Origin of the sequence: Superficieibacter sp. 1612_C1, assembly GCF_015234305.1 — a bacterium.
Taxonomy (GTDB): Bacteria; Pseudomonadota; Gammaproteobacteria; order Enterobacterales; family Enterobacteriaceae; genus Superficieibacter.
This window is the reverse complement of the sequence record NZ_JADGMI010000006.1, coordinates 245,202-265,922: the sequence shown is the minus strand read 5'-3', so window position 1 is coordinate 265,922 and position 20,721 is coordinate 245,202. Positions and strand designations below refer to the sequence as shown.

20 protein-coding genes are annotated in these 20,721 nt (G+C 53.9%); 11 read left to right on the top strand and 9 right to left on the bottom strand.

Features of this window, described 5'->3' with window-relative positions; all coding sequences use genetic code 11:
* The 6 genes from INT84_RS20390 to galR all read right to left on the bottom strand — a co-directional run.
* On the bottom strand, positions 1–324 hold a 324-nt coding region (locus INT84_RS20390; RefSeq protein WP_194208266.1), incomplete at its 3' end, for a hypothetical protein.
* 71 nt (positions 325–395) lie between these two features.
* Positions 396–701, bottom strand: coding sequence for a hypothetical protein (locus tag INT84_RS20385; protein ID WP_194208265.1), 306 nt, complete (start codon positions 699–701; stop codon positions 396–398).
* A gap of 13 nt (positions 702–714) precedes the next feature.
* The gene (locus INT84_RS20380; protein ID WP_194208264.1) at positions 715–1,257 is read right to left on the bottom strand and encodes a hypothetical protein; all 543 of its coding nucleotides are present in this window, start codon (positions 1,255–1,257) and stop codon (positions 715–717) included.
* Positions 1,258–1,262: 5 nt separating this feature from the next.
* Positions 1,263–2,150, bottom strand: a complete 888-nt coding sequence (locus INT84_RS20375; protein WP_194208263.1) for a hypothetical protein — start codon at positions 2,148–2,150, stop codon at positions 1,263–1,265.
* Positions 2,151–2,171: 21 nt separating this feature from the next.
* Positions 2,172–2,651 carry an Hcp family type VI secretion system effector gene (locus tag INT84_RS20370; protein WP_194208262.1) on the bottom strand — a complete coding sequence of 160 codons (480 nt, stop codon included), beginning with the start codon at positions 2,649–2,651 and terminating at the stop codon, positions 2,172–2,174.
* Positions 2,652–2,865: 214 nt separating this feature from the next.
* Positions 2,866–3,873: an HTH-type transcriptional regulator GalR gene (gene galR, locus INT84_RS20365; protein WP_194208261.1), complete on the bottom strand. Its 1,008-nt coding sequence runs from the start codon at positions 3,871–3,873 to the stop codon at positions 2,866–2,868.
* A gap of 414 nt (positions 3,874–4,287) precedes the next feature.
* Between galR and aas the strand changes: the two genes are divergently transcribed.
* Positions 4,288–6,447: a bifunctional acyl-ACP--phospholipid O-acyltransferase/long-chain-fatty-acid--ACP ligase gene (aas, locus tag INT84_RS20360; protein ID WP_194208260.1), complete on the top strand. Its 2,160-nt coding sequence runs from the start codon at positions 4,288–4,290 to the stop codon at positions 6,445–6,447.
* Positions 6,440–7,639 (top strand): lysophospholipid transporter LplT, encoded by a 1,200-nt coding sequence (gene lplT, locus INT84_RS20355; protein ID WP_194208259.1) that lies wholly within the window; start codon positions 6,440–6,442, stop codon positions 7,637–7,639. The genes aas and lplT overlap by 8 nt, the downstream gene beginning before the upstream one ends.
* A 157-nt stretch (positions 7,640–7,796) precedes the next feature.
* Here lplT and INT84_RS20350 read toward each other — a convergent pair whose 3' ends face one another.
* From INT84_RS20350 to mutH, 3 genes are all read right to left on the bottom strand, one after another.
* Entirely contained in the window at positions 7,797–8,837 is a 1,041-nt protein-coding gene (locus INT84_RS20350; RefSeq protein WP_194208258.1) for an NADP(H)-dependent aldo-keto reductase, read from the bottom strand.
* 124 nt (positions 8,838–8,961) lie between these two features.
* A complete protein-coding gene (locus INT84_RS20345; protein ID WP_049838639.1) occupies positions 8,962–9,180 on the bottom strand; it encodes a YgdI/YgdR family lipoprotein in 219 nt (72 codons plus the stop codon).
* A 134-nt stretch (positions 9,181–9,314) separates the two neighbouring features.
* The gene (gene mutH / locus INT84_RS20340; RefSeq protein ID WP_194208257.1) at positions 9,315–10,004 is read right to left on the bottom strand and encodes a DNA mismatch repair endonuclease MutH; all 690 of its coding nucleotides are present in this window, start codon (positions 10,002–10,004) and stop codon (positions 9,315–9,317) included.
* 680 nt (positions 10,005–10,684) lie between these two features.
* Here mutH and rppH point away from each other — a divergent pair.
* From rppH to recC, 9 genes are all read left to right on the top strand, one after another.
* Positions 10,685–11,215, top strand: a complete 531-nt coding sequence (rppH, locus tag INT84_RS20335) for an RNA pyrophosphohydrolase (RefSeq protein ID WP_176920933.1) — start codon at positions 10,685–10,687, stop codon at positions 11,213–11,215.
* Positions 11,216–11,227: 12 nt separating this feature from the next.
* Positions 11,228–13,474: a phosphoenolpyruvate--protein phosphotransferase gene (gene ptsP / locus INT84_RS20330; RefSeq protein WP_194208256.1), complete on the top strand. Its 2,247-nt coding sequence runs from the start codon at positions 11,228–11,230 to the stop codon at positions 13,472–13,474.
* Positions 13,475–13,622: 148 nt separating this feature from the next.
* A complete protein-coding gene (gene lgt / locus INT84_RS20325; RefSeq protein ID WP_176920931.1) occupies positions 13,623–14,495 on the top strand; it encodes a prolipoprotein diacylglyceryl transferase in 873 nt (290 codons plus the stop codon).
* 6 nt (positions 14,496–14,501) lie between these two features.
* Positions 14,502–15,296, top strand: coding sequence for a thymidylate synthase (gene thyA / locus INT84_RS20320; RefSeq protein ID WP_194208255.1), 795 nt, complete (start codon positions 14,502–14,504; stop codon positions 15,294–15,296).
* 300 nt (positions 15,297–15,596) lie between these two features.
* Positions 15,597–16,061 carry a prepilin peptidase-dependent protein gene (locus INT84_RS20315; RefSeq protein WP_194208254.1) on the top strand — a complete coding sequence of 155 codons (465 nt, stop codon included), beginning with the start codon at positions 15,597–15,599 and terminating at the stop codon, positions 16,059–16,061.
* The gene (locus tag INT84_RS20310; RefSeq protein ID WP_194208253.1) at positions 16,052–16,615 is read left to right on the top strand and encodes a prepilin peptidase-dependent protein; all 564 of its coding nucleotides are present in this window, start codon (positions 16,052–16,054) and stop codon (positions 16,613–16,615) included. Before INT84_RS20315 ends, INT84_RS20310 begins: the two co-directional genes overlap by 10 nt.
* Positions 16,612–17,019: a DUF2509 family protein gene (locus INT84_RS20305; protein WP_194208252.1), complete on the top strand. Its 408-nt coding sequence runs from the start codon at positions 16,612–16,614 to the stop codon at positions 17,017–17,019. Before INT84_RS20310 ends, INT84_RS20305 begins: the two co-directional genes overlap by 4 nt.
* Entirely contained in the window at positions 17,004–17,327 is a 324-nt protein-coding gene (locus INT84_RS20300; RefSeq protein ID WP_194208251.1) for a prepilin-type N-terminal cleavage/methylation domain-containing protein, read from the top strand. The genes INT84_RS20305 and INT84_RS20300 overlap by 16 nt, the downstream gene beginning before the upstream one ends.
* Before the next feature lie 12 nt (positions 17,328–17,339).
* Positions 17,340–20,708 (top strand): exodeoxyribonuclease V subunit gamma, encoded by a 3,369-nt coding sequence (recC, locus tag INT84_RS20295; RefSeq protein ID WP_194208250.1) that lies wholly within the window; start codon positions 17,340–17,342, stop codon positions 20,706–20,708.
* The last annotated feature ends 13 nt before the right edge of the window (positions 20,709–20,721 follow it).

Below are 20,721 nucleotides of genomic sequence, written 5' to 3'. Positions count from 1 at the left end.
GAAAACCAGTATTATAAAAATAATGGGTAGCTGTAATGCGTAGATGAGTAGCCCAAAAGCGGTTATTATCACAGGGAACCATGTAAGCTTTTCTACGCGCTCATATAACTTCAGCTTGGCGTTTTTCTTCTTTTTCTTTTTATTATCAGGAGGTTCATTTCTTACTAGTGCGTAAATAAATAGCCAGAAGAACAGACTGCTACAAAATAAAACGCAGAGAGAGTTTCCATCAAACCAGATAATATCACCATGTTTGAAGATGGAAAGCATGTCGCCGCGAGGCATGGCAAGTGAAAACCAAATGAAACCCATAGACATTGCCATGGAAAGTATTCTCGCACAAAAGAATATGAATTTGTGCCAATAAATATCCAGCGATTCCCTTGTCATTATGGCTAGTTCCTCGTATTGTAATACAGATACATTTCATGGGGCAGATGTTGCCGATGCCATTCGCGGATTTTGAATTCCTCTTCCAGGGCCTCGTAAATTTTTAATTTTAATGATGATGCAACGCCATACTTATCATCGAGAACATTTAATCCAGCCTTGAGAAGGATGCCAGTGATAATGATTACCCCTGCTGCAACGATGACGGTCGCCGCATTTATAAAACTGAAAAAAATGATTGAGGCGGCAACGATACAAACATTATGATATATTGCCTTATAAAATAGACCGTTCTCTGACTCGCTGGACATTGGCAATAATCCTTTATTTAACCCATTCAGAAATCTTTAGTGCAGGTACGTGAATAAAATCAGGTAACTGCCATTTTGGTTCTTTGATAGTCTGGCAAATCGATGTGTCCTTAACAAAATAATATTTGAGGTATATGTTTTCTTTATCGCAGGGCGTATAGGATGTGAAAACCAGTATTATAAAAATAATGGGTAGCTGTAATGCGTAGATGAGTAGCCCAAAAGCGGTTATTATTAGGGGAAACCATGCAAGCATTTCTACGCGCTCATATAACTTCAGCTTGGTGATTTTCTTCTTTTTCTTTTTATTATCAGGAGGTTCGTTTCTTACTAGTGCGTAAATAAATAGCCAGAAGAATAAACTGCTACCAAATAAAACACAGAAATAATTTCCATCAAACCAGATAATATCACCATGTTTGAAGATGGAAAGCATATCACCGTGAGGCATGGCAAGTGCAAACCAAATGACACCTATTGACATTGCCAGTAAAAATATCTTCGCACAAAAGTAAAGAAATTTGTATAAAAAAATATCCAGAGATTCCCTTGTCATTATTGCTAGTTCCTCGTATTGTAATACAGGTACAATTCATGGGGCAGATGCTGCCGATGCCATTCGCGGATTTTAAATTCCTCTTTCAGGGCCTCGTGAATTTTTACTTTTAATGATTTTGAAACGCCATAATTATCATCGAGGATATTTAATCCAACATTGAGAATTGCTCCTATAATAATGACTACTCCTGCTGCAACGATGACGGTAGCACCAAAGAACACTGCAATCCCTCCCACCACAAAAGCGATCCCCGCTGACACCAGCGCTTTCGCCGCATCCATTGTAATATCCCCCAGAAAATCCACCAGGGTATAATCCTCTTTAAAGATCAGCTCGATACCTCGCCAGGCAAGAGAGAAAAGAATACAAAATCGTACACCCTTGATGAGATTATAAAATCGGCCGCGAGTACCAATAGCTAACTCCACCATCTGCGGGTGCATGGTGCCATAGCGCGTGCCTTTCAGTATGCGCCGTAAACCAGGATAGCCAGTAATTTTAATATAGGTGACGCCGTGAAGTTTATAGACTTTTGCATTAATACTCAGGCATTTGTAGTTCAGTACCAAACGGTCAGCCTCATTGTACCAGGTGCTTAATTTACTGATATTGCGTGAGCCATCCCATATATCCTTTATGTTGCCTGCTCCCAGGCGATAACTGAAGAAAAAGTCTACCTTACCGATAAGATCGCTGAGGATATGGTGTGCTTCCTCCAGCGTTAGTAGCATAAAATAGTGCGTATTATCGCGCAGCATTTTCTCCAGTACCGGGATATCTTCCAGATAAGGATGGGTGGGCACCGGTTGGTTTATTCGCTCGCGTCCGTTGAGTATACCGCCCATATAGTCGGCCCAGGAACGGTCATTATTGTTTCTTAATCCCGCCATTGACGTCACTCCATGAGAACATTACTGAATGCGATCGCTCCAGAAGCTAAACGCACTGGTTTTAGCAGTACAGTGCTCCCAGCCAATGGATTCATAACTGAAGGCAACCTTTTCCTGAATCTCTCCGCCTGGCTCCAGCATCGTATGAGGCAGAACAAAATCAATATCCATTATCCGTGCCTGGCTTAACGTGAGCTTGTAAAACAGCTCATTCATCCCCGAACGATTGGTGCGGTAGACCTCTATGACGCAGTTCAATTCCTCATTTTCTGATATGGCTTTTCCTAATAGGGGGGAAGATTTATCGACGGGTTTAACAACCACTATCTCATGATGGTTAACATTCATATCTCTGGATATATTGTGGGTAATGGCGTAAACCATGATTTGATCGATATGGGAGGGCTGGCCTTTATTGCCAATGGAGTCCAGAGAACAACAGCCAGCAGAAATCAGGCCTTGTGTCTTTCCCTTTATTGAAAGATACGCAATATTCGCCATATATATACTCCTGATTCATTGATTATTTTTATCGGTTATCAGTATTATTTATAAGGAGGTATTAAGTTTGCATTCTTTCATAAATGAAGAATAGGCAAAACGTGCGTTTATTCGTACTCAGAAAGTGCTTATGAAGAGGAGGTTATTTAGGAGGGTAATATTAACGATATTATTAATAAATAACGGCAATGACCTTGTCATTGCCGGAGTGAAATTAATTTTCGTGCAACGTACTCACCGATTGCCGGCGCACCAGCGTCGGGTTAAACAGATGCGTAATCTCAGGCAGCGGACGCGCCTCGGAAAGCGCCAGCGCCAGCTCTGCGGCCTGAGTCGCCATCGTCACGATAGGGTAGCGCACGGTAGTCAGCCGGGGACGCACGTAGCGCGAGATCAGCACATCATCAAAACCAATCAATGAAATTTCGCGCGGGACGTCGATGCCGTTGTCATTGAGCACGCCCATCGCACCAGCGGCCATCGAATCGTTATAACAGGCAATCGCGGTAAAATTTTTGCCACGTCCCAGCAGTTCAGTCATCGCCTGTTCGCCGCCGCTCTCGTCCGGCTCGCCGAAGGTGACCAGCCGATCGTTGGCGGGCAGGCCGCTCTCTTTCAGCGCGTCGTAGTAGCCTTGCAGACGATCTTCTGCATCGGAAATCGCGTGATTCGAGCACAGGTAGCCGATACGCGTATGGCCCTGCTGGATCAGATGGCGGGTGGCAAGCCAGGCACCATAACGATCGTCCAGCGCCACGCAGCGATCTTTGTAATCCGGCAGAATACGGTTGATCAATACCATGCCGGGGATCTGCTTCATCAGCCCCACCAGCTCGGCATCAGGGATCATTTTGGCATGCACCACCAGCGCTGCGCAGCGATGGCGCATTAACTGTTCAATAGCCTGGCGTTCTTTATGCTCGTCGTGATAGCCATTGCCAATCAGTAAAAAGTTACCGGTATGGTAGGCCACCTGCTCGACGGCTTTAACCATGGCACCAAAAAAAGGATCGGACACGTCTCCGACGACCAGACCAATGGTTTCCGTTGCCTGCTGTGCCAGCGCGCGCGCGTTGGCATTCGGATGGTAGGACAGGGATTCCATTGCCGCCAGCACGGCCTGACGAGAGGTATCGCTGGCTTTAGGCGAGTTATTAATAACGCGTGAAACGGTGGCGACAGAAACGCCTGCGAGTCGGGCTACATCTTTTATGGTCGCCATACTTTGCCTTATAGGGTAAACGTTTACATCACAATAAGTTTTACGGAAAAACGGCCGTTCTTCAAGGAGATTAACTTAGCACGCCCGACCGCAGCGGCCTGTGATCGCCGTCAGTAATGTTATCGTTACTGGTATTCATTTTGCTGATGAAATGAGAAAAAGCTAATTAATACCTTTGGTTACACTTTGCGCAAGGATGTTGCGATTGACCGCTGGTGAGTTCGGGGCGGGGATTGCTACTCTGATTATCCCAGAGGTATTGATTGGTGAGATTTTTTGGTACGACCTTCGTACTTGACTCTTACACCGGCCTGCGCAGATGCGCAGGTTTTTTTTCGCCTCCATTTTGCTGCCGCGCCTGTTATGCTATTCCTTTGGCTTGCACATCTTCATTGTCATGCAAAGGGAGTTGATATGCTTTTGGGTTTTTTCCGCCAGCTGTTCCAAATCATGTTCCGGGTAAAAGTCACCGGGGACGCGCATGCGCTACATCAGCAAAAAATACTGATTACCCCTAATCACGTCTCCTTTATTGACGGTATTTTGCTGGCGCTGTTTCTGCCCATTCGTCCGACCTTCGCGGTCTATTCCTCTATTAGTCAGCAGTGGTATATGCGCTGGCTCAGGCCGCTGATTGATATTGTGCCGCTGGACCCGACCAAACCGATGTCAATCAAGCATCTGGTGCGCCTGATTGAACAGGGACGACCGGTGGTGATCTTCCCGGAAGGACGCATTTCCGTTTCCGGCTCGCTGATGAAGATTTACGACGGGGCGGCGTTTGTCGCGGCGAAAGCGGGCGCAACGATTGTGCCGGTGCGCATTGAAGGGGCCGAACTCACTTTCTTCAGCCGCCTGAAAGGGCTGGTGAAACAGCGCCTGTTCCCGCGCATCGCTATTCACATCCTGCCGCCGACCCACATCCCGATGCCAGACGCGCCGCGCGCCCGCGACCGCCGTAAAATAGCGGGCGAAATGCTGCATCAAATAATGATGGAAGCGCGCATGGCGGTGCGTCCGCGCGAAACGCTGTTTGAAGCGCTGCTTTCCGCGCAGTACCGCTTTGGCGTGGGTAAGCACTGCGTGGAGGATATTAACTTCCAGCCGGACAGTTACCGTAAGCTACTGACGAAGACGCTGTTTGTGGGGCGTATCCTGGAAAAATACAGCGTCCAGGGCGAGAAAATCGGCTTGATGCTACCTAACGCGGGTATCAGTGCCGCGGTGATCTTCGGCGCGATTTCTCGTGGCCGTATACCGGCGATGATGAACTATACGGCTGGCGTCAAAGGGCTGACCAGCGCGATCGTTGCCGCAGAGATCAAAACGGTCTTCACCTCGCGTCAGTTTCTCGATAAGGGCAAGCTGTGGCACCTGCCGGAACAGCTTAAGCAGGTCCGCTGGGTTTTTCTTGAAGATTTAAAAAGCGACGTCACAACGGCCGACAAGCTGTGGATTTTTTCGCATTTGCTGATGCCGCGGCTGGCGCAGGTGGAGCAGCAGCCGGAAGATGCGGCGGTGATCCTCTTCACTTCAGGTTCAGAAGGTAATCCAAAAGGCGTCGTTCACAGCCATAAAAGCATTCTGGCCAACGTCGAGCAGATCAAAACGATTGCCGACTTTACCGCCAACGACCGTTTTATGTCGGCGCTGCCGCTGTTTCACTCCTTCGGCCTGACCGTAGGGCTGTTTACGCCGCTGCTGACGGGCGCAGAAGTGTTCCTGTACCCGAGTCCGTTGCACTATCGTATCGTGCCGGAACTGGTTTATGACCGCAACTGCACCGTGCTGTTTGGCACCTCAACCTTTCTCGGCAACTATGCCCGCTTCGCCCACCCTTATGATTTTTTCCGCCTGCGCTATGTGGTGGCGGGCGCGGAAAAATTGCAGGAGAGCACGCGTCAGCTCTGGCAGGATAAATTTGGCCTGCGCGTGCTGGAAGGCTACGGCGTAACCGAATGTGCGCCGGTGGTTTCAATTAACGTGCCGATGGCGGCGAAACCCGGCACCGTCGGGCGTATTCTGCCTGGGATGGACGCGCGTCTGCTGGCGGTGCCGGGCATTGACGAGGGCGGAAGGCTGCAACTGAAGGGGCCGAATATTATGAACGGCTACCTGCGGGTGGAAAACCCTGGCGTACTGGAAGTGCCGACGGCGGAAAACCACAATGGTGACGTTGAGACTGGCTGGTATGACACCGGTGATATTGTCGCTTTTGACGAGCAGGGTTTTGTCCGTATTCAGGGCCGCGCTAAACGCTTTGCCAAAATAGCCGGCGAAATGGTGTCGCTGGAGATGGTCGAGCAACTGGCGCTGGCAGTATCGCCTGACAAAATGCACGCCACCGCTATTAAACAGGACGCCAACAAAGGCGAGGCGCTGGTGCTCTTTACCACCGACAGCGAGCTGGCGCGCGACAAGCTGCAACAGCACGCCAGAGCCAATGGTGTTCCTGAACTGGCCGTTCCACGCGATATCCGCTTTATTAAACAGATGCCATTGCTGGGCAGCGGTAAGCCGGATTTCGTGACCTTAAAAAGCATGGTTGATGAGGCAGAGCACGCCGATGAGTGAGTCAGTACACACTAACACTTCACTGTGGTCGAAAGGGATGAAGGCGGTGATCAGCGCCCAGTTCCTCTCGGCATTCGCAGATAACGCGCTGCTTTTTGCCACTCTGGCGCTGATGAAGGAGCTGTTTTATCCAGACTGGAGCCAGCCTGTTCTGCAAATGGTGTTTGTAGGCGCTTACATACTTTTTGCTCCCTTTGTAGGGCAAATTGCCGACAGTTTTGCCAAAGGACGGGTGATGATGTTTGCCAACGTCCTGAAACTGATTGGTGCGGCCAGCATCTGCTTTGGCATCAACCCGTTTATCGGCTATACGCTGGTTGGCGTGGGAGCGGCTGCTTACTCACCGGCGAAATATGGCATCCTTGGCGAACTAACCACTGGCGATAAACTGGTGAAAGCGAATGGTCTGATGGAGTCGTCCACCATCGCCTCCATTCTGCTGGGATCGGTCGCGGGCGGTGTGCTGGCGGACTGGCACGTGATGGCGGCGCTTGGCGTCTGTGCCGTGGCCTATGCCGGGGCGATTGTCGCCAATGTGATGATCCCCAAACTCCCCGCTGCGCGACCGGGGCAATCCTGGCGCTTTACGCCCATGACCCGCAGCTTCTTTAGCGCCTGTCGGGTACTGTGGACTAACCCGGAAACGCGTTTTTCATTGGTCGGTACCAGCCTGTTCTGGGGCGCTGGCGTGACGCTGCGTTTCCTGCTGGTGCTGTGGGTGCCGGTCGCGCTGGGTATCGTGGATAACGCCACGCCAACCTATCTGAACGCAATGGTGGCGGTAGGTATTGTCGTCGGTGCCGGGGCAGCGGCGAAGCTGATCACGCTGGAAACCGTGGCGCGCTGCATGCCCGCCGGGATCTTGATTGGCGTGGGTGTGGTCTTTTTTGCCCTTCAGCATACGCAGTTGCCTGCTTACGGATTGTTGCTGTTAATCGGCGTCATGGGCGGCTTTTTTGTGGTGCCGCTGAATGCGCTGTTGCAGGAGCGCGGCAAGAAAACCGTCGGCGCGGGGAACGCTATCGCGGTGCAGAATCTCGGTGAAAATAGCGCTATGCTGCTGATGCTGGGGCTGTATTCGCTGGCGGTCAAAGCGGGTGTGCCGATTGTCGGCGTGGGCGTGGGGTTCGGTGCCATTTTTGCGCTGGCGATTACCGCGCTGTGGATTTGGGGGCGTCGCCGCAAAGGGTAAACGGGCGTGTGCGCTTAGGGTGGACGTAATGCCGGATGGCGCTGCGCTTATCCGGCCTACGGACATTGCATCTTCAGGGGGGGGGCGGGTGGTTGTAATGCCGCGTTATCAGCCAGTTGTAGGCCCGGTAAGCGCAGCGCCACCGGGCATGTCACGCTTACGGTGCCGGATAGGTATACACCTGATGCACCGCCTCAATCTCCGCCAGCACCTCTTCGCTTAACTCAAGGTGCAGACTTTCCACATTGGCCTTAAGCTGCTCCATCGTCGTGGCTCCCAGCAGCGTGCTGGCGACAAACGGCTGACGGCGAACAAAGGCCAGCGCCATTTGTGACGGGTCGAGACCGTGGCGTCTGGCGATATCCACATAAGCGGCAACCGCTTTCTGCGCCTGCTCGCCGCTATAGCGAGTAAAGCGGCTAAACAAGGTGTTCCGCGCGCCCGCAGGCTTCGCGCCGTTGAGGTATTTGCCGCTCAGCGTGCCGAACGCCAGGCAGGAATAGGCCAGCAGTTCCACACCTTCAAACTGGCTCACCTCGGCCAGACCCACCTCATAACTGCGGTTCAGCAGGCTATACGGATTCTGAATAGTCACAATGCGCGGCAGATCGTGCTTATCCGCCAGATGCAAATAACGCATTACGCCAAACGCGGTTTCATTCGACACCCCGATGTAGCGAATTTTCCCGGCACGCTGATATTCGGTCAGCGCCTCCAGCGTTTCCAGCAGAGAGACCACCGGCGCGGAATCCGTCCAGCTATAGCCGAGTTTGCCGAAACAGTTAGTGGCGCGCTGCGGCCAGTGAACCTGGTACAGATCGAGATAATCGGTTTGCAGCCGCTTCAGACTCTGATCCAGCGCTTCACGGATATTTTTACGATCCAGGGCCTGATTCGGGCGAATACCGCTGTCGCCGTTGCGGCTCGGGCCGCTCACCTTTGAGGCGATAACCAATTTTTCGCGGCTACCATGCTTCGCCAGCCAGTTGCCGACATAGGTTTCCGTCAGGCCCTGCGTTTCCGGGCGCGGCGGGACAGGATACATCTCAGCGACGTCAATCAGATTGATACCCTGACTCACGGCATAATCAAGCTGTGCATGGGCGTCGGCTTCGCTGTTTTGTTCACCAAACGTCATGGTGCCCAGCCCCAGGGTGCTAATCTCAAGCGAGCTGTGGGGGATACGGTGATAGTGCATAGCCGAATTCCTTTTTTAATGTCACGTCAGGAGCTTCCCGACAAAGGAATATAAAAATGGCAGAGGCAAAGAGAAAGGGAAAGTAAAAAATCATAAAGGTCAGCGGATGGCTGACCTTCAGCGGTTAACGTTCAATAATCTGTGAAATTTCATCGCGGTTAATTTGTACCGAATTACCTTGCTGATCGTGGTAGCTCACCAGCCCGGTATCATTATCAACTTCCGGCTTGCCGTCGGTGAGGATCATCCGACCATCTTTAGTTGCCATGACATAGTCGCTGCTACAGCCTGACACTACACAGGCCAACCCTACAGCTGAAATCAATACTCCCCATTTTTTCACCGTTGTTCCCCTCATCTGACCGATACTGTTATCAGTCTAGTAATAACGCAAAAGGTCGGTAGAAAAAAAGCAGTAAATTCTTAAATTTTAAGGATATGGACGCCGATCAAAAAAATCAGGTGGTTATGTCTTATTCACTGAAGTAAAAAATGACGCGCCAGCAGGGCGGCAGTAAAATTTTTCTTCAGGTAGAAGCCGCGTGGCAGGGTAAGAATCGGTTCTCCGCGCGCGCCGATGGCTTCCGTCAACGCCCGGCTATTTGCTGCTTTCGGGCGCAGCTGTAGCACCTCGCCGTGACGGGCGGTAATACGCTCCACCTGGCCCAGCACGATCAAATCCATCAGCTCTTCCCAGTCCATGCGTAACTGACTCTCTTCCTCTTCATTCGGCGTCCAGAGCAGCGGCGAACCGACACGGCGATCGGCCAGCGGAATGGTGCGCTCTCCTTCAACCGGGATCCACAGCACCCGCTTCAGCTTATGGCGAACGTGGCTGGTTTCCCAGCTTACGCCGCTATTGCCGGTCAGCGGCGCGACGCAGACAAACGTGGTCTCCAGTGGACGCCCGCGACTGTCTATCGGGATGGTTTTCAGCTCCACGCCCAGCGCGGCAAAATCCTGTTCTGGCTTGCTACCGGCGCTCGCGCCCAGCCAGACCTCCAGCAGTACGCCGATCCAGCCTTTATCCCGTTTGAGATCCTGAGGTACAGGCAAACCCGCCAACGCCGCCAGTTCGCCAAGCGAGTACCCGGCAAGCCGCTGCGCCTGCATTAATAACTGCGCTTGCGTTTGCGGGGGAGAGATCAGCGGCGAGAGAGAAGACATAGTCACAACCTTGGTTAAAAAATGAACAGCGATGTTACCCACTGTGCACAGAGTTTAGCTTTTTCTTTTTGGCGACAACAGCCCTATGATTTTTAGATGTTTTTTTTACATTCTTTTTCTGGCGACGGCTTCCAGAAAAGGGTTTTCCAAATCTGGTCACTGGCAATGAACAGGATCTTACACCATGTTATCCACAGAAAAATGGGATAACTGTTAAAAACCCGCACTACTGTTTCCATTTACAGCCTTGACGTATGACGAAAATCGAATTTTTACACAAAAAGTGACTAACTTATTGGCACAATCTGTGGATAAAACCCATGCTGTTCGATCTTTCATCAGGGCGTTGATCCCTCATGTGATGCACATCACAATTTTGTTTTCTACACGGCAGATCTGTTAGTTAATCTGTTGAATATAAGCATTTAAATTTCACAGCTTAAAAAAGCATGATTCGGAGTAGTCTGGGTTTTCCCACGTTAATTCCATACTTCTTCACAACTCTATCCACAGAAAAAGTGAATAAAATTGCTGTTTATGCCCTTCGGCTGTTTATAACTTCAAGAATTTTTGTGAGTTATTCAGTCGTTATCCGGTTATTCTCCTGTAAGAGAGTGGTTTACCGTTTCCGGCGAGTGTGAAACAATCGTTCACATTGAAGATGAGTTTGAGGTAGTCCGGTGATTGATGACGATGGCTACCGCCCGAATGTGGGTATTGTAATCTGTAACCGCCAGGGTCAGGTCATGTGGGCGCGGCGGTTTGGTCAACACTCCTGGCAATTTCCTCAAGGGGGAATTAATCCAGGAGAGACAGCCGAGCAGGCGATGTACCGGGAGCTGTTTGAAGAGGTTGGCCTGAGCCGCAAAGATGTGCGTATCCTCGCGTCAACCCGCAACTGGTTGCGTTACAAGTTACCGAAACGTTTGGTGCGTTGGGACACAAAGCCGGTTTGTATCGGCCAAAAACAGAAGTGGTTTCTGTTGCAGTTAATCGGCAACGATGCGGATATCAATATGGACACCAGCAGCACGCCAGAGTTTGATGGCTGGCGCTGGGTCAGTTACTGGTATCCGGTACGTCAGGTAGTCTCGTTTAAACGCGACGTCTATCGTCGGGTGATGAAAGAATTTGCCGCTATGGTGATGTCGCTTCAGGAGAGTGTTCCTAAGCCGCAGCCCGCGCCGGCATGGCGACGTAAAAGAGGTTAAGCCACGCTTATTATGCTCACCCGATTACGAGAAATCGTTGAGAAAGTTGCCAGCGCTCCGCGCCTGAGCGAGGCGCTGGATATTCTGGTAACCGATATCTGCCTGGCGATGGAGACGGAAGTCTGTTCGGTCTACCTGGCCGATCATGACCGGCGTTGTTATTATCTGATGGCGACGCGCGGCTTAAAAAAACCGCGTGGTCGCACCGTTACGCTTGCCTTTGACGAGGGCGTAGTGGGTCTGGTAGGCCGCCTGGCCGAGCCTATCAACCTTGCCGACGCGCAAAAGCACCCCAGCTTTAAATATATTCCCTCCGTAAAAGAAGAACGTTTCCGCGCCTTCCTCGGCGTGCCGATCATTCAGCGGCGTCAGCTATTGGGCGTACTGGTGGTCCAGCAGCGTGAGCTGCGCCAGTATGACGAAAGCGAAGAATCTTTCCTCGTTACACTTGCCACCCAGATCGCTGCGATCCTGTCACAATCTCAGCTAACGGCGTTGTTTGGGCAGTATCGTCAGACGCGTATTCGTGCGCTCCCGGCATCGCCAGGCGTTGCGGTGGCTGAAGCGTGGATGGATAACACGCTGCCGCTGATGGAGCAGGTTTACGAAGCCTCGACGCTGGATACCGCTTCCGAGCGCGAGCGATTAACCGGCGCGCTGGAAGAGGCAGCCAACGAGTTTCGTCGCTACAGCAAACGTTTTTCTGCCGGTGCACAGAAAGAGACGGCGGCGATTTTCGATCTTTACTCACACCTGCTCTCCGATGCGCGTCTGCGCCGCGAACTGTTCGATGAAGTCGACAGCGGTGCCGTGGCCGAATGGGCGGTCAAAAAGATCGTCGAAAAATTTGCCGAGCAGTTTGCTGCCCTCACCGACGGTTATCTGAAAGAGCGCGCTGGCGATTTGCGCACGCTGGGGCAGCGCCTGCTGTTCCATCTCGACGATACTATTCAGGGGCCGAATACCTGGCCTGAACGTTTCGTGCTGGTGGCGGATGAACTGTCGGCGGCAACCCTGGCTGAACTGCCACAGGATCGCCTTGCTGGGGTGGTGGTGCGCGATGGTGCGTCCAACTCTCATGCGGCGATTATCGTGCGCGCGCTGGGCATCCCTACCGTGATGGGAGCGGATATCCAGCCGTCGGTGCTGCATCGCCGCACGCTAATTGTCGACGGCTATCGTGGTGAACTGCTGGTCGATCCTGAGCCGGTGCTGCTGAAAGAGTATCAGCGCCTCATCAATGAAGAAAACGAGTTAAGCCGCATTGCGGAAGATGACGTTGAACGTCCCGCCGAGCTGAAAAGCGGCGAAAGAGTGAAGGTGATGCTCAACGCGGGCCTCAGTCCCGAGCATGAGCAGAAGCTGGGCAGCCGCATCGACGGCATTGGCCTGTACCGCACTGAAATTCCGTTTATGCTGCAAAGCGGGTTCCCCTCGGAAGAGGAGCAGGTGGCGCAGTATCAGGGCATGCTGCAAATGTTTAATGACAAGCCCGTTACGCTGCGCACTCTGGACATTGGCGCGGATAAACAGCTTCCGTATATGCCCATTAGCGAAGAAAACCCGTGCCTCGGCTGGCGCGGCATCCGGATCACCCTCGATCAGCCGGAGATCTTCCTCGTGCAGGTTCGCGCCATGCTGCGTGCCAATGCGGCGACCGGCAATCTCAGCATCCTGCTGCCGATGATCACCAGCATCGACGAAGTCGACGAAGCGCGGCGGCTGATTGAGCGCGCCGGGCGCGAAGTTGAAGAGATGATTGGTTACGCGATCCCCAAACCACGCATCGGCGTGATGCTGGAAGTGCCGTCAATGGTCTTCATGCTGCCGCAGCTGGCAAATCGCGTGGATTTTATCTCCGTCGGTACTAACGATTTGACCCAGTACATTCTGGCGGTGGATCGCAACAATACCCGGGTGGCGAATATTTATGACAGCCTGCATCCGGGGATGTTGCGCGCGCTGGCGATGATTGCCCGTGACGCTGAGCAATACGACATTGACCTGCGCTTATGCGGTGAAATGGCGGGTGACACGATGTGCGTGGCTATCCTTATTGGCCTCGGCTATCGCCACCTTTCCATGAACGGTCGCTCGGTCGCGCGGGTGAAATATCTGCTGAGGCATATTGATTTCGCAGAGGCGCAGACGCTGGCGAACCGAAGTCTGGAGGCGCAACTGGCGACAGAAGTCCGTCACCAGGTTGCCGCGTTTATGGAACGGCGCGGGATGGGCGGGTTGATTCGCGGCGGGCGATAAATTCGCTATACAGATCTTTTACAACTTCGCGGTCATCTCCCTCATACGCCTGTGCTATGATTCGCTCCTTTGGAGCGCCTGCTATCGACGGGCGCGTGTCATTACCGCTGTCCACTTTCGGCGGAATAACAATCACTTGTGGTGACAGATGAATAGTGGCTATCTGCGTTTCCCGGATTTTGATCCGGTGATTTTTTCCATTGGACCGGTCTCCCTGCACTGGTACGGCTTAATGTACCTGGTGGGATTTGTGTTTGCGATGTGGCTGGCAACCCGCCGCGCCAATCGTCCCGGCAGCGGCTGGAATAAAAACGAGGTTGAAAACCTGCTGTATGCGGGTTTCCTCGGCGTTTTTCTGGGCGGTCGTATTGGCTATGTGCTGTTTTATAATATGCCGCTGTTTCTGGACAACCCGTTGTATCTGTTCCGTGTCTGGGACGGAGGGATGTCTTTCCACGGCGGCCTGATTGGCGTGATCGTGGTAATGCTGATTTTCGCCCGCCGCACGAAGCGCAGTTTCTTCCAGGTGGCTGATTTCATCGCGCCGCTGATCCCATTTGGCCTGGGTGCCGGGCGTCTGGGCAACTTTATCAACGGCGAATTGTGGGGCCGTGTGGACCCGTCCTCGCCGTTTGCCATGCTGTTCCCCGGCTCACGCGGGGAAGATCTTGGTCTGTTACCTGCGCATCCGGAATGGCAGTCCATTTTTGATACTTATGGCGTGCTGCCGCGTCATCCATCGCAGCTCTATGAGCTGGCGCTGGAAGGTGTCGTGCTGTTTATCATCCTGAACCTGTTTATTCGCAAGCCGCGCCCGACGGGCTCGGTATCCGGCCTGTTCCTGATCGGCTACGGTGCATTCCGCATCATCGTTGAATTTTTCCGCCAGCCCGACGCGCAGTTTACCGGCGCATGGGTGCAGTACATCAGCATGGGGCAAATCCTCTCCGTGCCAATGATTATTGCCGGTATCGCGATGATGGTCTGGGCGTATCGCCGACCGCAGCAACAACTTTCCTGAGGCAGCATGAAACAGTATCTTGATTTAATGCAGAAGGTGCTCGACGAGGGCACCCCGAAAAATGACCGTACCGGTACCGGGACGATCTCCATTTTTGGTCACCAGATGCGCTTTAATCTGCGTGAAGGCTTCCCGCTGGTTACCACCAAACGCTGCCACCTGCGCTCGATTATCCATGAGCTGCTGTGGTTTTTGCAGGGTGATACCAACGTCGCTTATCTGCGTGAAAACAAGGTCTCCATCTGGGACGAGTGGGCGGATGATGAGGGCAATCTGGGACCGGTCTACGGTAAGCAATGGCGCGCCTGGCCGACGCCGGATGGCCGTCACATCGACCAGATCACCACGGTTATCAACCAGTTGAAAAACGATCCGGACTCGCGCCGCATTATCGTTTCGGCCTGGAACGTCGGCGAGCTGGATAAAATGGCACTGGCACCGTGCCACGCCTTCTTCCAGTTCTACGTAGCGGACGGCAAACTCTCCTGCCAGCTTTACCAGCGTTCCTGCGACGTGTTCCTTGGGCTGCCGTTTAATATTGCCAGCTATGCGCTGCTGGTGCATATGATGGCGCAACAGTGCGATCTTGAGGTCGGGGATTTTGTCTGGACCGGTGGTGATACCCATCTTTACAGCAACCACATGGATCAGACGCATCTCCAGCTTAGCCGCGAACCGCGTGCGCTGCCAAAACTGGTCATCAAGCGCAAACCGGACTCTATCTTTGATTATCGCTTTGATGATTTTGAGATTGAAGGCTATGACCCACATCCGGGGATAAAAGCGCCGGTTGCTATCTGATTGACAATGCCTGATGGCGCTGCGCTTATCAGGCCTACATATCCATGCAACGGGTTGATATTGTAGTATTTTGTAGGCCGGGTTAGGCGAAGCCGCCACCCGGCAAAGCGGCGCATAAAATAGCAAATCAGGTTTGTCATCAACCTCTAACGGCACCTCACGGTGCCGTTTTTTTTATTTCTGAAGCGGCTTTCCCGTTTTTTTGCAACCCGCTGCAACAGCGTAAAAATCTCTCGTACCGCCTCGTAAAACGAAAAACCTCGCCTCGCCACCTTGTCTCTGCGGTCGCACACTAGCGCCATGAAACGAGAACGGGGCTATACGCTCATTGAAACCATGATAGTCATTACCATCGTTGCGATCCTCAGCGCCGCAGGGCTGTACGGCTGGCGCGGCTGGCAACAGCAACAACGTTTATGGCAAACCGCAGTCCAGGTGCGCGAATACCTGGTGTTACTGCGCGACGACGCGAACTGGCATAACCGTGACCGCCTGCTTGCCATACATAAAGAAGGCAACCATGAGTGCCTGGTCAGCGCCGATGTCGAAGGCTGTCCATCAGGCGATCCGTGGACCCTGCATCCGCAATGGCCCGAGGTTCGGCTGTCTGATATCACGCCCGGGCTGGCCTTTTTCGGCCTGCGTAATACCGCCTGGGCCGGACATATTCGACTGCAAAGCCCGGCCGGGAGCTGGATGGTTGTGGTCTCCGGATGGGGCCGGATCCGTTTATGTCAGCCTGCTCAGGAGAACACATGTCTGTAGCGCAGCGGGGGTTTTCACTTCTCGAAACGCTGATCGCCATGGCGGTTAGCAGCCTGCTACTGCTCGGTGCGTCGCGCTTTTTGCCGGGATTACAGCGTGCCGTGCTATTGCAGACCCGTCATCAGGCGCTGGAAGATGAACTGTGGCAGCGTGTCTACACGGTGGCAAAACACCTTCAGCGCGCAGGCTACTGCCGTGGCGAATGCGCAGGAGCGCCGTTAATGGTTAACTGGCAGGGAGCCTGCGTGCTGGTGAAATGGGACGCTAACAGTAACGGGAAGTGGGACGACACGCTTGCTGTCACCTCGGACTTTACCGGCTTTCGTCTGCAAAATGGGGTGCTGGAAACGCTACGCGGTGCGTCCTCCTGCGACGATAAAGGCTGGGACAAAATGACCGATCCGCAAACGCTGCGCGTAACGCGCTTTGAGGTGGTCCGCTACAACAGCCCCGGTTTTGCACCGGAGCTGACGATAACCCTGGCCGGGCAATCAGTTACTATCCCTCCGCAGACGGCGACGGCGACGTATAGCGTAACGGGGTATAACCTGTGAATCGCCAGCGCGGAATGTCATCACTGGCGCTGGTGTTACTCCTGCTGATGCTGGGCAGCCTGATGCTTCAGGGACTCAATCAACAGCAGCGAGCGTTGTCCACGCGAGTGGCGGTGGAAACGCGAGCGTTGCGTGAGCAGGCCAGTGTTCACTCTGCATTGCAATGGGGCAGGATGCAGCGCTGGCAGGTGAACCTGCCGCTGCAATGCGTGCAGCAGCCCGCGCAGTCGTGGCAGGTATGTTTGCGCAGGTTGAGCGATGACTCGCTGCTGCTCATTGCCGCCAGCGGTTCCATGACTCTCTGGCAGTCTGGTGAGGTAAGCCGCGGCGAGGTGCGCTTCTTCCCGCACGGCTGGAGTGATTTTTGTCCCCTGATGGAGAGCGCACTATGTCGAATTCCCTGAACAGACAGGAGGGGTTTAGTCTGCCGGAAGTGTTGCTGGCGATGGCATTGATGATCCTGGTCATCACCGCACTGGCTGGTTATCACCGTGCGTTGGTTAACGGTTCGGCTGCGCTCAACCAGTATCGCCAGCTCTGGCGCAGCGCCTGGCAACACACCCGGCTTCAGGATGGATCAACTGAAGATGGCTGGCGGGTCAACCGCGTGAAGACAACGCGACAAAGATGTGTCAGCATCAGCGTCACACTCACCACACCGGTGGGTAAACAGGGGCAAATGACGCGATGGCATTGTCCGGTCAGTCAGTAGTCGGGAGCAACTATGTTAAGGGTCTACCACTCCAATCGTCTGGATGTGCTGGAAGCGTTGATGGAGTTTATTGTCGAGCGCGAGCGTCTTGACGATCCCTTCGAGCCTGAAGTCGTACTGGTCCAGAGTACCGGCATGGCGCAATGGCTGCAAATGTCCCTTTCCCGGCGTTTTGGCATTGCGGCGAATATCGATTTTCCGCTCCCGGCGAGCTTTATCTGGGATATGTTCGTTCGCGTCCTGCCGGACATTCCGGGGGAAAGCGCATTTAATAAACAAAGCATGAGCTGGAAGCTGATGACTTTACTGCCAGAGCTCATCGACGGTGATGAGTTTGTGATGCTGCGCCACTATCTCCATGACGATACTGATAAACGTAAACTGTTTCAGCTCGCCTCGCGGGTGGCGGATCTCTACGATCAGTATCTGGTATACCGTCCGGAATGGCTGACCCGCTGGGAAGCCGGGGAGTTGATTGACGGCCTTGATGAAAATCAGCGCTGGCAGGCTCCGCTGTGGAAGGCGCTGGTAGAACACACGGCCGCGCTGGGCCAGCCGTTATGGCACCGCGCTAATTTGTATCAGCGTTTTATCCGCACGCTTGAACAGGCCAGCGAGCCACCTGCGGGCCTGCCGTCGCGGGTGTTTATCTGCGGCATTTCCGCGCTGCCGCCGGTCTATTTACAGGCGTTGCAGGCGTTGGGCAAGCACGTCGACGTGTTTATCCTGTTCACCAACCCGTGTCGCTACTACTGGGGCGACATCAAAGATCCGGCCTTCCTGGCGCGGCTGGTGGCGCGTCAGCGCAAGCATCACCTTGAGCAGCGCGAACTGCCGCTGTTTCGTGATACGCAGCAGGCGGCAGGTCTGTTTAACGATGACGGCGAGCAGGATGTTGGCAACCCGCTGCTGGCGTCGTGGGGCAAGCTCGGGCGCGACTATATGTACCTGCTGGCCGGGATGGAGCGCTACGAGGAGCTGGACGCGTTTGTCGATATCACGCCGGATAACCTGCTGCATAACCTGCAATATGACGTACTGGAATTACAGAATGCGGCTGTGCCGGGCAGGACGGCAGAAGAGTTTGTACGCAGCGACAGTAAACGCCGGCTGGAGCCCGATGACCGCAGCCTGATGATCCACGTCTGCCACAGCCCGCAGCGGGAAGTGGAAGTCCTGCACGATCGCCTGCTGGCGATGCTGGAGGATGACCCGACTCTGACGCCGCGCGACATCATTGTGATGGTGGCGGACATTGACAGCTACAGCCCGTTTATTCAGGCCGTTTTTGGCAGCGCAACGGGCGACCGTTATCTTCCTTACGCCATCTCCGATCGCCGGGCGCGGCAGTCGCATCCGGCGTTGCAGGCCTTTATTAGTCTGCTCTCGCTGCCGGACAGCCGCTTTGTGTCGGAAGACGTGCTGGCGTTGCTGGACGTTCCGGTGCTGGCGGCACGCTTCAATATCAACGAAGAGGGGTTGCGCTACCTGCGCCAGTGGGTCAATGAGTCCGGCGTGCGCTGGGGAATGGACGATGACAACGTGCGCGAGCTGGAGCTTCCCGCCACTGGCCAGCACACCTGGCAGTTTGGCCTGACGCGTATGCTGCTCGGCTACGCCATGGAGAGCCACGAAGGGGAGTGGCGCTCGGTGCTGCCTTACGATGAATCCAGCGGACTGATCGCCGAGCTGGTAGGGCATCTGGCATCCTTGCTCATGCAGCTTAACATCTGGCGACGTGGGCTGGCGCAGGATCGTCCGCTGACGGAGTGGCTTCCCGTGTGCCGTGAAATGCTCAACGACTTTTTCCTGCCGGATCAGGATACCGAAGCAGCGCTGGCGCTGATTGAGCAGCAGTGGCAGGCGATCATTGAGCAGGGCACAGGTTCACATTACGCCGAGCCAGTGCCGCTTTCACTACTGCGCGACGAGCTGGCGCAGCGGCTGGATCAGGAGCGCATCAGCCAGCGCTTCCTCGCCGGGCCGGTCAACATCTGTACCCTGATGCCGATGCGCTCGATTCCCTTCAAAGTGGTCTGTTTGTTGGGGATGAATGACGGTATTTACCCGCGCACGCTCTCACCGCTTGGTTTTGACCTGATGAGCCACAAACCGCTACGCGGCGACCGCAGCCGTCGCGACGATGACCGCTATCTGTTCCTCGAAGCGTTAATGTCGGCAGAGCAGAAACTGTATATCAGCTATATCGGTCGCTCGATCCAGGACAACAGCGAGCGTTATCCGTCGGTGCTGGTACAGGAGCTGGTGGATTATATTGGTCAGAGCCACTATTTAGCGGGAGACGAAGACCGCAACTGCGACGAGAGTGAACAGCGGGTAAAAGCCCACATTATGCATCTGCATACGCGAATGCCATTTGACGCCGAAAACTTCAAAACCGACGAACGGCAAAGCTATGCCCGGGAGTGGCTGGCGGCCGCCAGTCAGCAAGGCGAGGCGCATTCCGCCTTTATTCAGCCATTGCCGCCGCTGAGCATCGATACCTTGCCTTTTGACCAGCTACAGCGATTCTGGGCGCATCCGGTTCGTGCTTTCTTTCAGCAGCGGCTGCGGGTTAATTTTCGTGAGGAAGAGAGCGAAATTCCGGATGCAGAGCCTTTCACCCTGGAGGGATTAACTCGCTACCAGCTTAATCAACAGCTGCTGAATACTCTGGTTGACGAAGAGGATGCGGATAAAATGTTCCGCCGCTATCGCGCCGCAGGACAGCTGCCCTACGGCGCGTTTGGTGAAATTGTCTGGGACACGCAGCTTCAGGAGATGCAAACGCTGGCCGACCGCGTTATTGAGCACCGTCAGCCCAGCCAGAGCATTGAAATCGATCTGCAATGTGGCGGAATTAGCATTACCGGCTGGCTACAACAGGTGCAGCCTGACGGTCTGCTGCGCTGGCGTCCTTCTCTGCTCAGTGTTTCACAAGGAATGCAACTTTGGCTGGAACACCTTGTCTACTGTGCCTGCGGTGGGACCGGTGAAAGTCGTTTACTGGTGCGCAAAGACGGTGAATGGCGCTTTCCGCCACTGACGGCTGAGCAGGCGCGCGCTTTCCTTGATGACCTGGTTGCAGGCTATCTCAAAGGAATGACCGAGCCGCTGCTGCTGCTACCGGAAAGTGGGGGCGCGTGGATAAAAGCCTGTTACGACGCGGCAAATAATGCCATTTTAAGAGACGACGAGACGCAGTTAAAAGCGCGCAGCAAGTTTCTTCAGGCGTATGAAGGGAATATGGTCGTGAGCGGCGAGGGCGCAGATATCTGGTATCAGCGCCTGTGGCGCACGCTGGAGCCGGAGTATTACGAAGCGATTATTGCGCAGGCCGAGCAATACCTGCTGCCGATATTTCGCTTTAATCAGTCATAATGATGAGGTCCGT

Coding starts and splice junctions, on each gene's coding strand:
- INT84_RS20380 (WP_194208264.1), bottom strand. CDS start 1,257: ATGACAAGGGAATCTCTGGATATTTTTTTATACAAATTTCTTTACTTT.
- lplT (WP_194208259.1), top strand. CDS start 6,440: ATGAGTGAGTCAGTACACACTAACACTTCACTGTGGTCGAAAGGGATG.
- galR (WP_194208261.1), bottom strand. CDS start 3,873: ATGGCGACCATAAAAGATGTAGCCCGACTCGCAGGCGTTTCTGTCGCC.
- INT84_RS20300 (WP_194208251.1), top strand. CDS start 17,004: ATGTCGAATTCCCTGAACAGACAGGAGGGGTTTAGTCTGCCGGAAGTG.
- thyA (WP_194208255.1), top strand. CDS start 14,502: ATGAAACAGTATCTTGATTTAATGCAGAAGGTGCTCGACGAGGGCACC.
- INT84_RS20385 (WP_194208265.1), bottom strand. CDS start 701: ATGTCCAGCGAGTCAGAGAACGGTCTATTTTATAAGGCAATATATCAT.
- lgt (WP_176920931.1), top strand. CDS start 13,623: ATGAATAGTGGCTATCTGCGTTTCCCGGATTTTGATCCGGTGATTTTT.
- ptsP (WP_194208256.1), top strand. CDS start 11,228: ATGCTCACCCGATTACGAGAAATCGTTGAGAAAGTTGCCAGCGCTCCG.
- INT84_RS20350 (WP_194208258.1), bottom strand. CDS start 8,837: ATGCACTATCACCGTATCCCCCACAGCTCGCTTGAGATTAGCACCCTG.
- INT84_RS20310 (WP_194208253.1), top strand. CDS start 16,052: ATGTCTGTAGCGCAGCGGGGGTTTTCACTTCTCGAAACGCTGATCGCC.
- recC (WP_194208250.1), top strand. CDS start 17,340: ATGTTAAGGGTCTACCACTCCAATCGTCTGGATGTGCTGGAAGCGTTG.
- INT84_RS20370 (WP_194208262.1), bottom strand. CDS start 2,651: ATGGCGAATATTGCGTATCTTTCAATAAAGGGAAAGACACAAGGCCTG.
- INT84_RS20375 (WP_194208263.1), bottom strand. CDS start 2,150: ATGGCGGGATTAAGAAACAATAATGACCGTTCCTGGGCCGACTATATG.
- INT84_RS20315 (WP_194208254.1), top strand. CDS start 15,597: ATGAAACGAGAACGGGGCTATACGCTCATTGAAACCATGATAGTCATT.
- aas (WP_194208260.1), top strand. CDS start 4,288: ATGCTTTTGGGTTTTTTCCGCCAGCTGTTCCAAATCATGTTCCGGGTA.
- mutH (WP_194208257.1), bottom strand. CDS start 10,004: ATGTCTTCTCTCTCGCCGCTGATCTCTCCCCCGCAAACGCAAGCGCAG.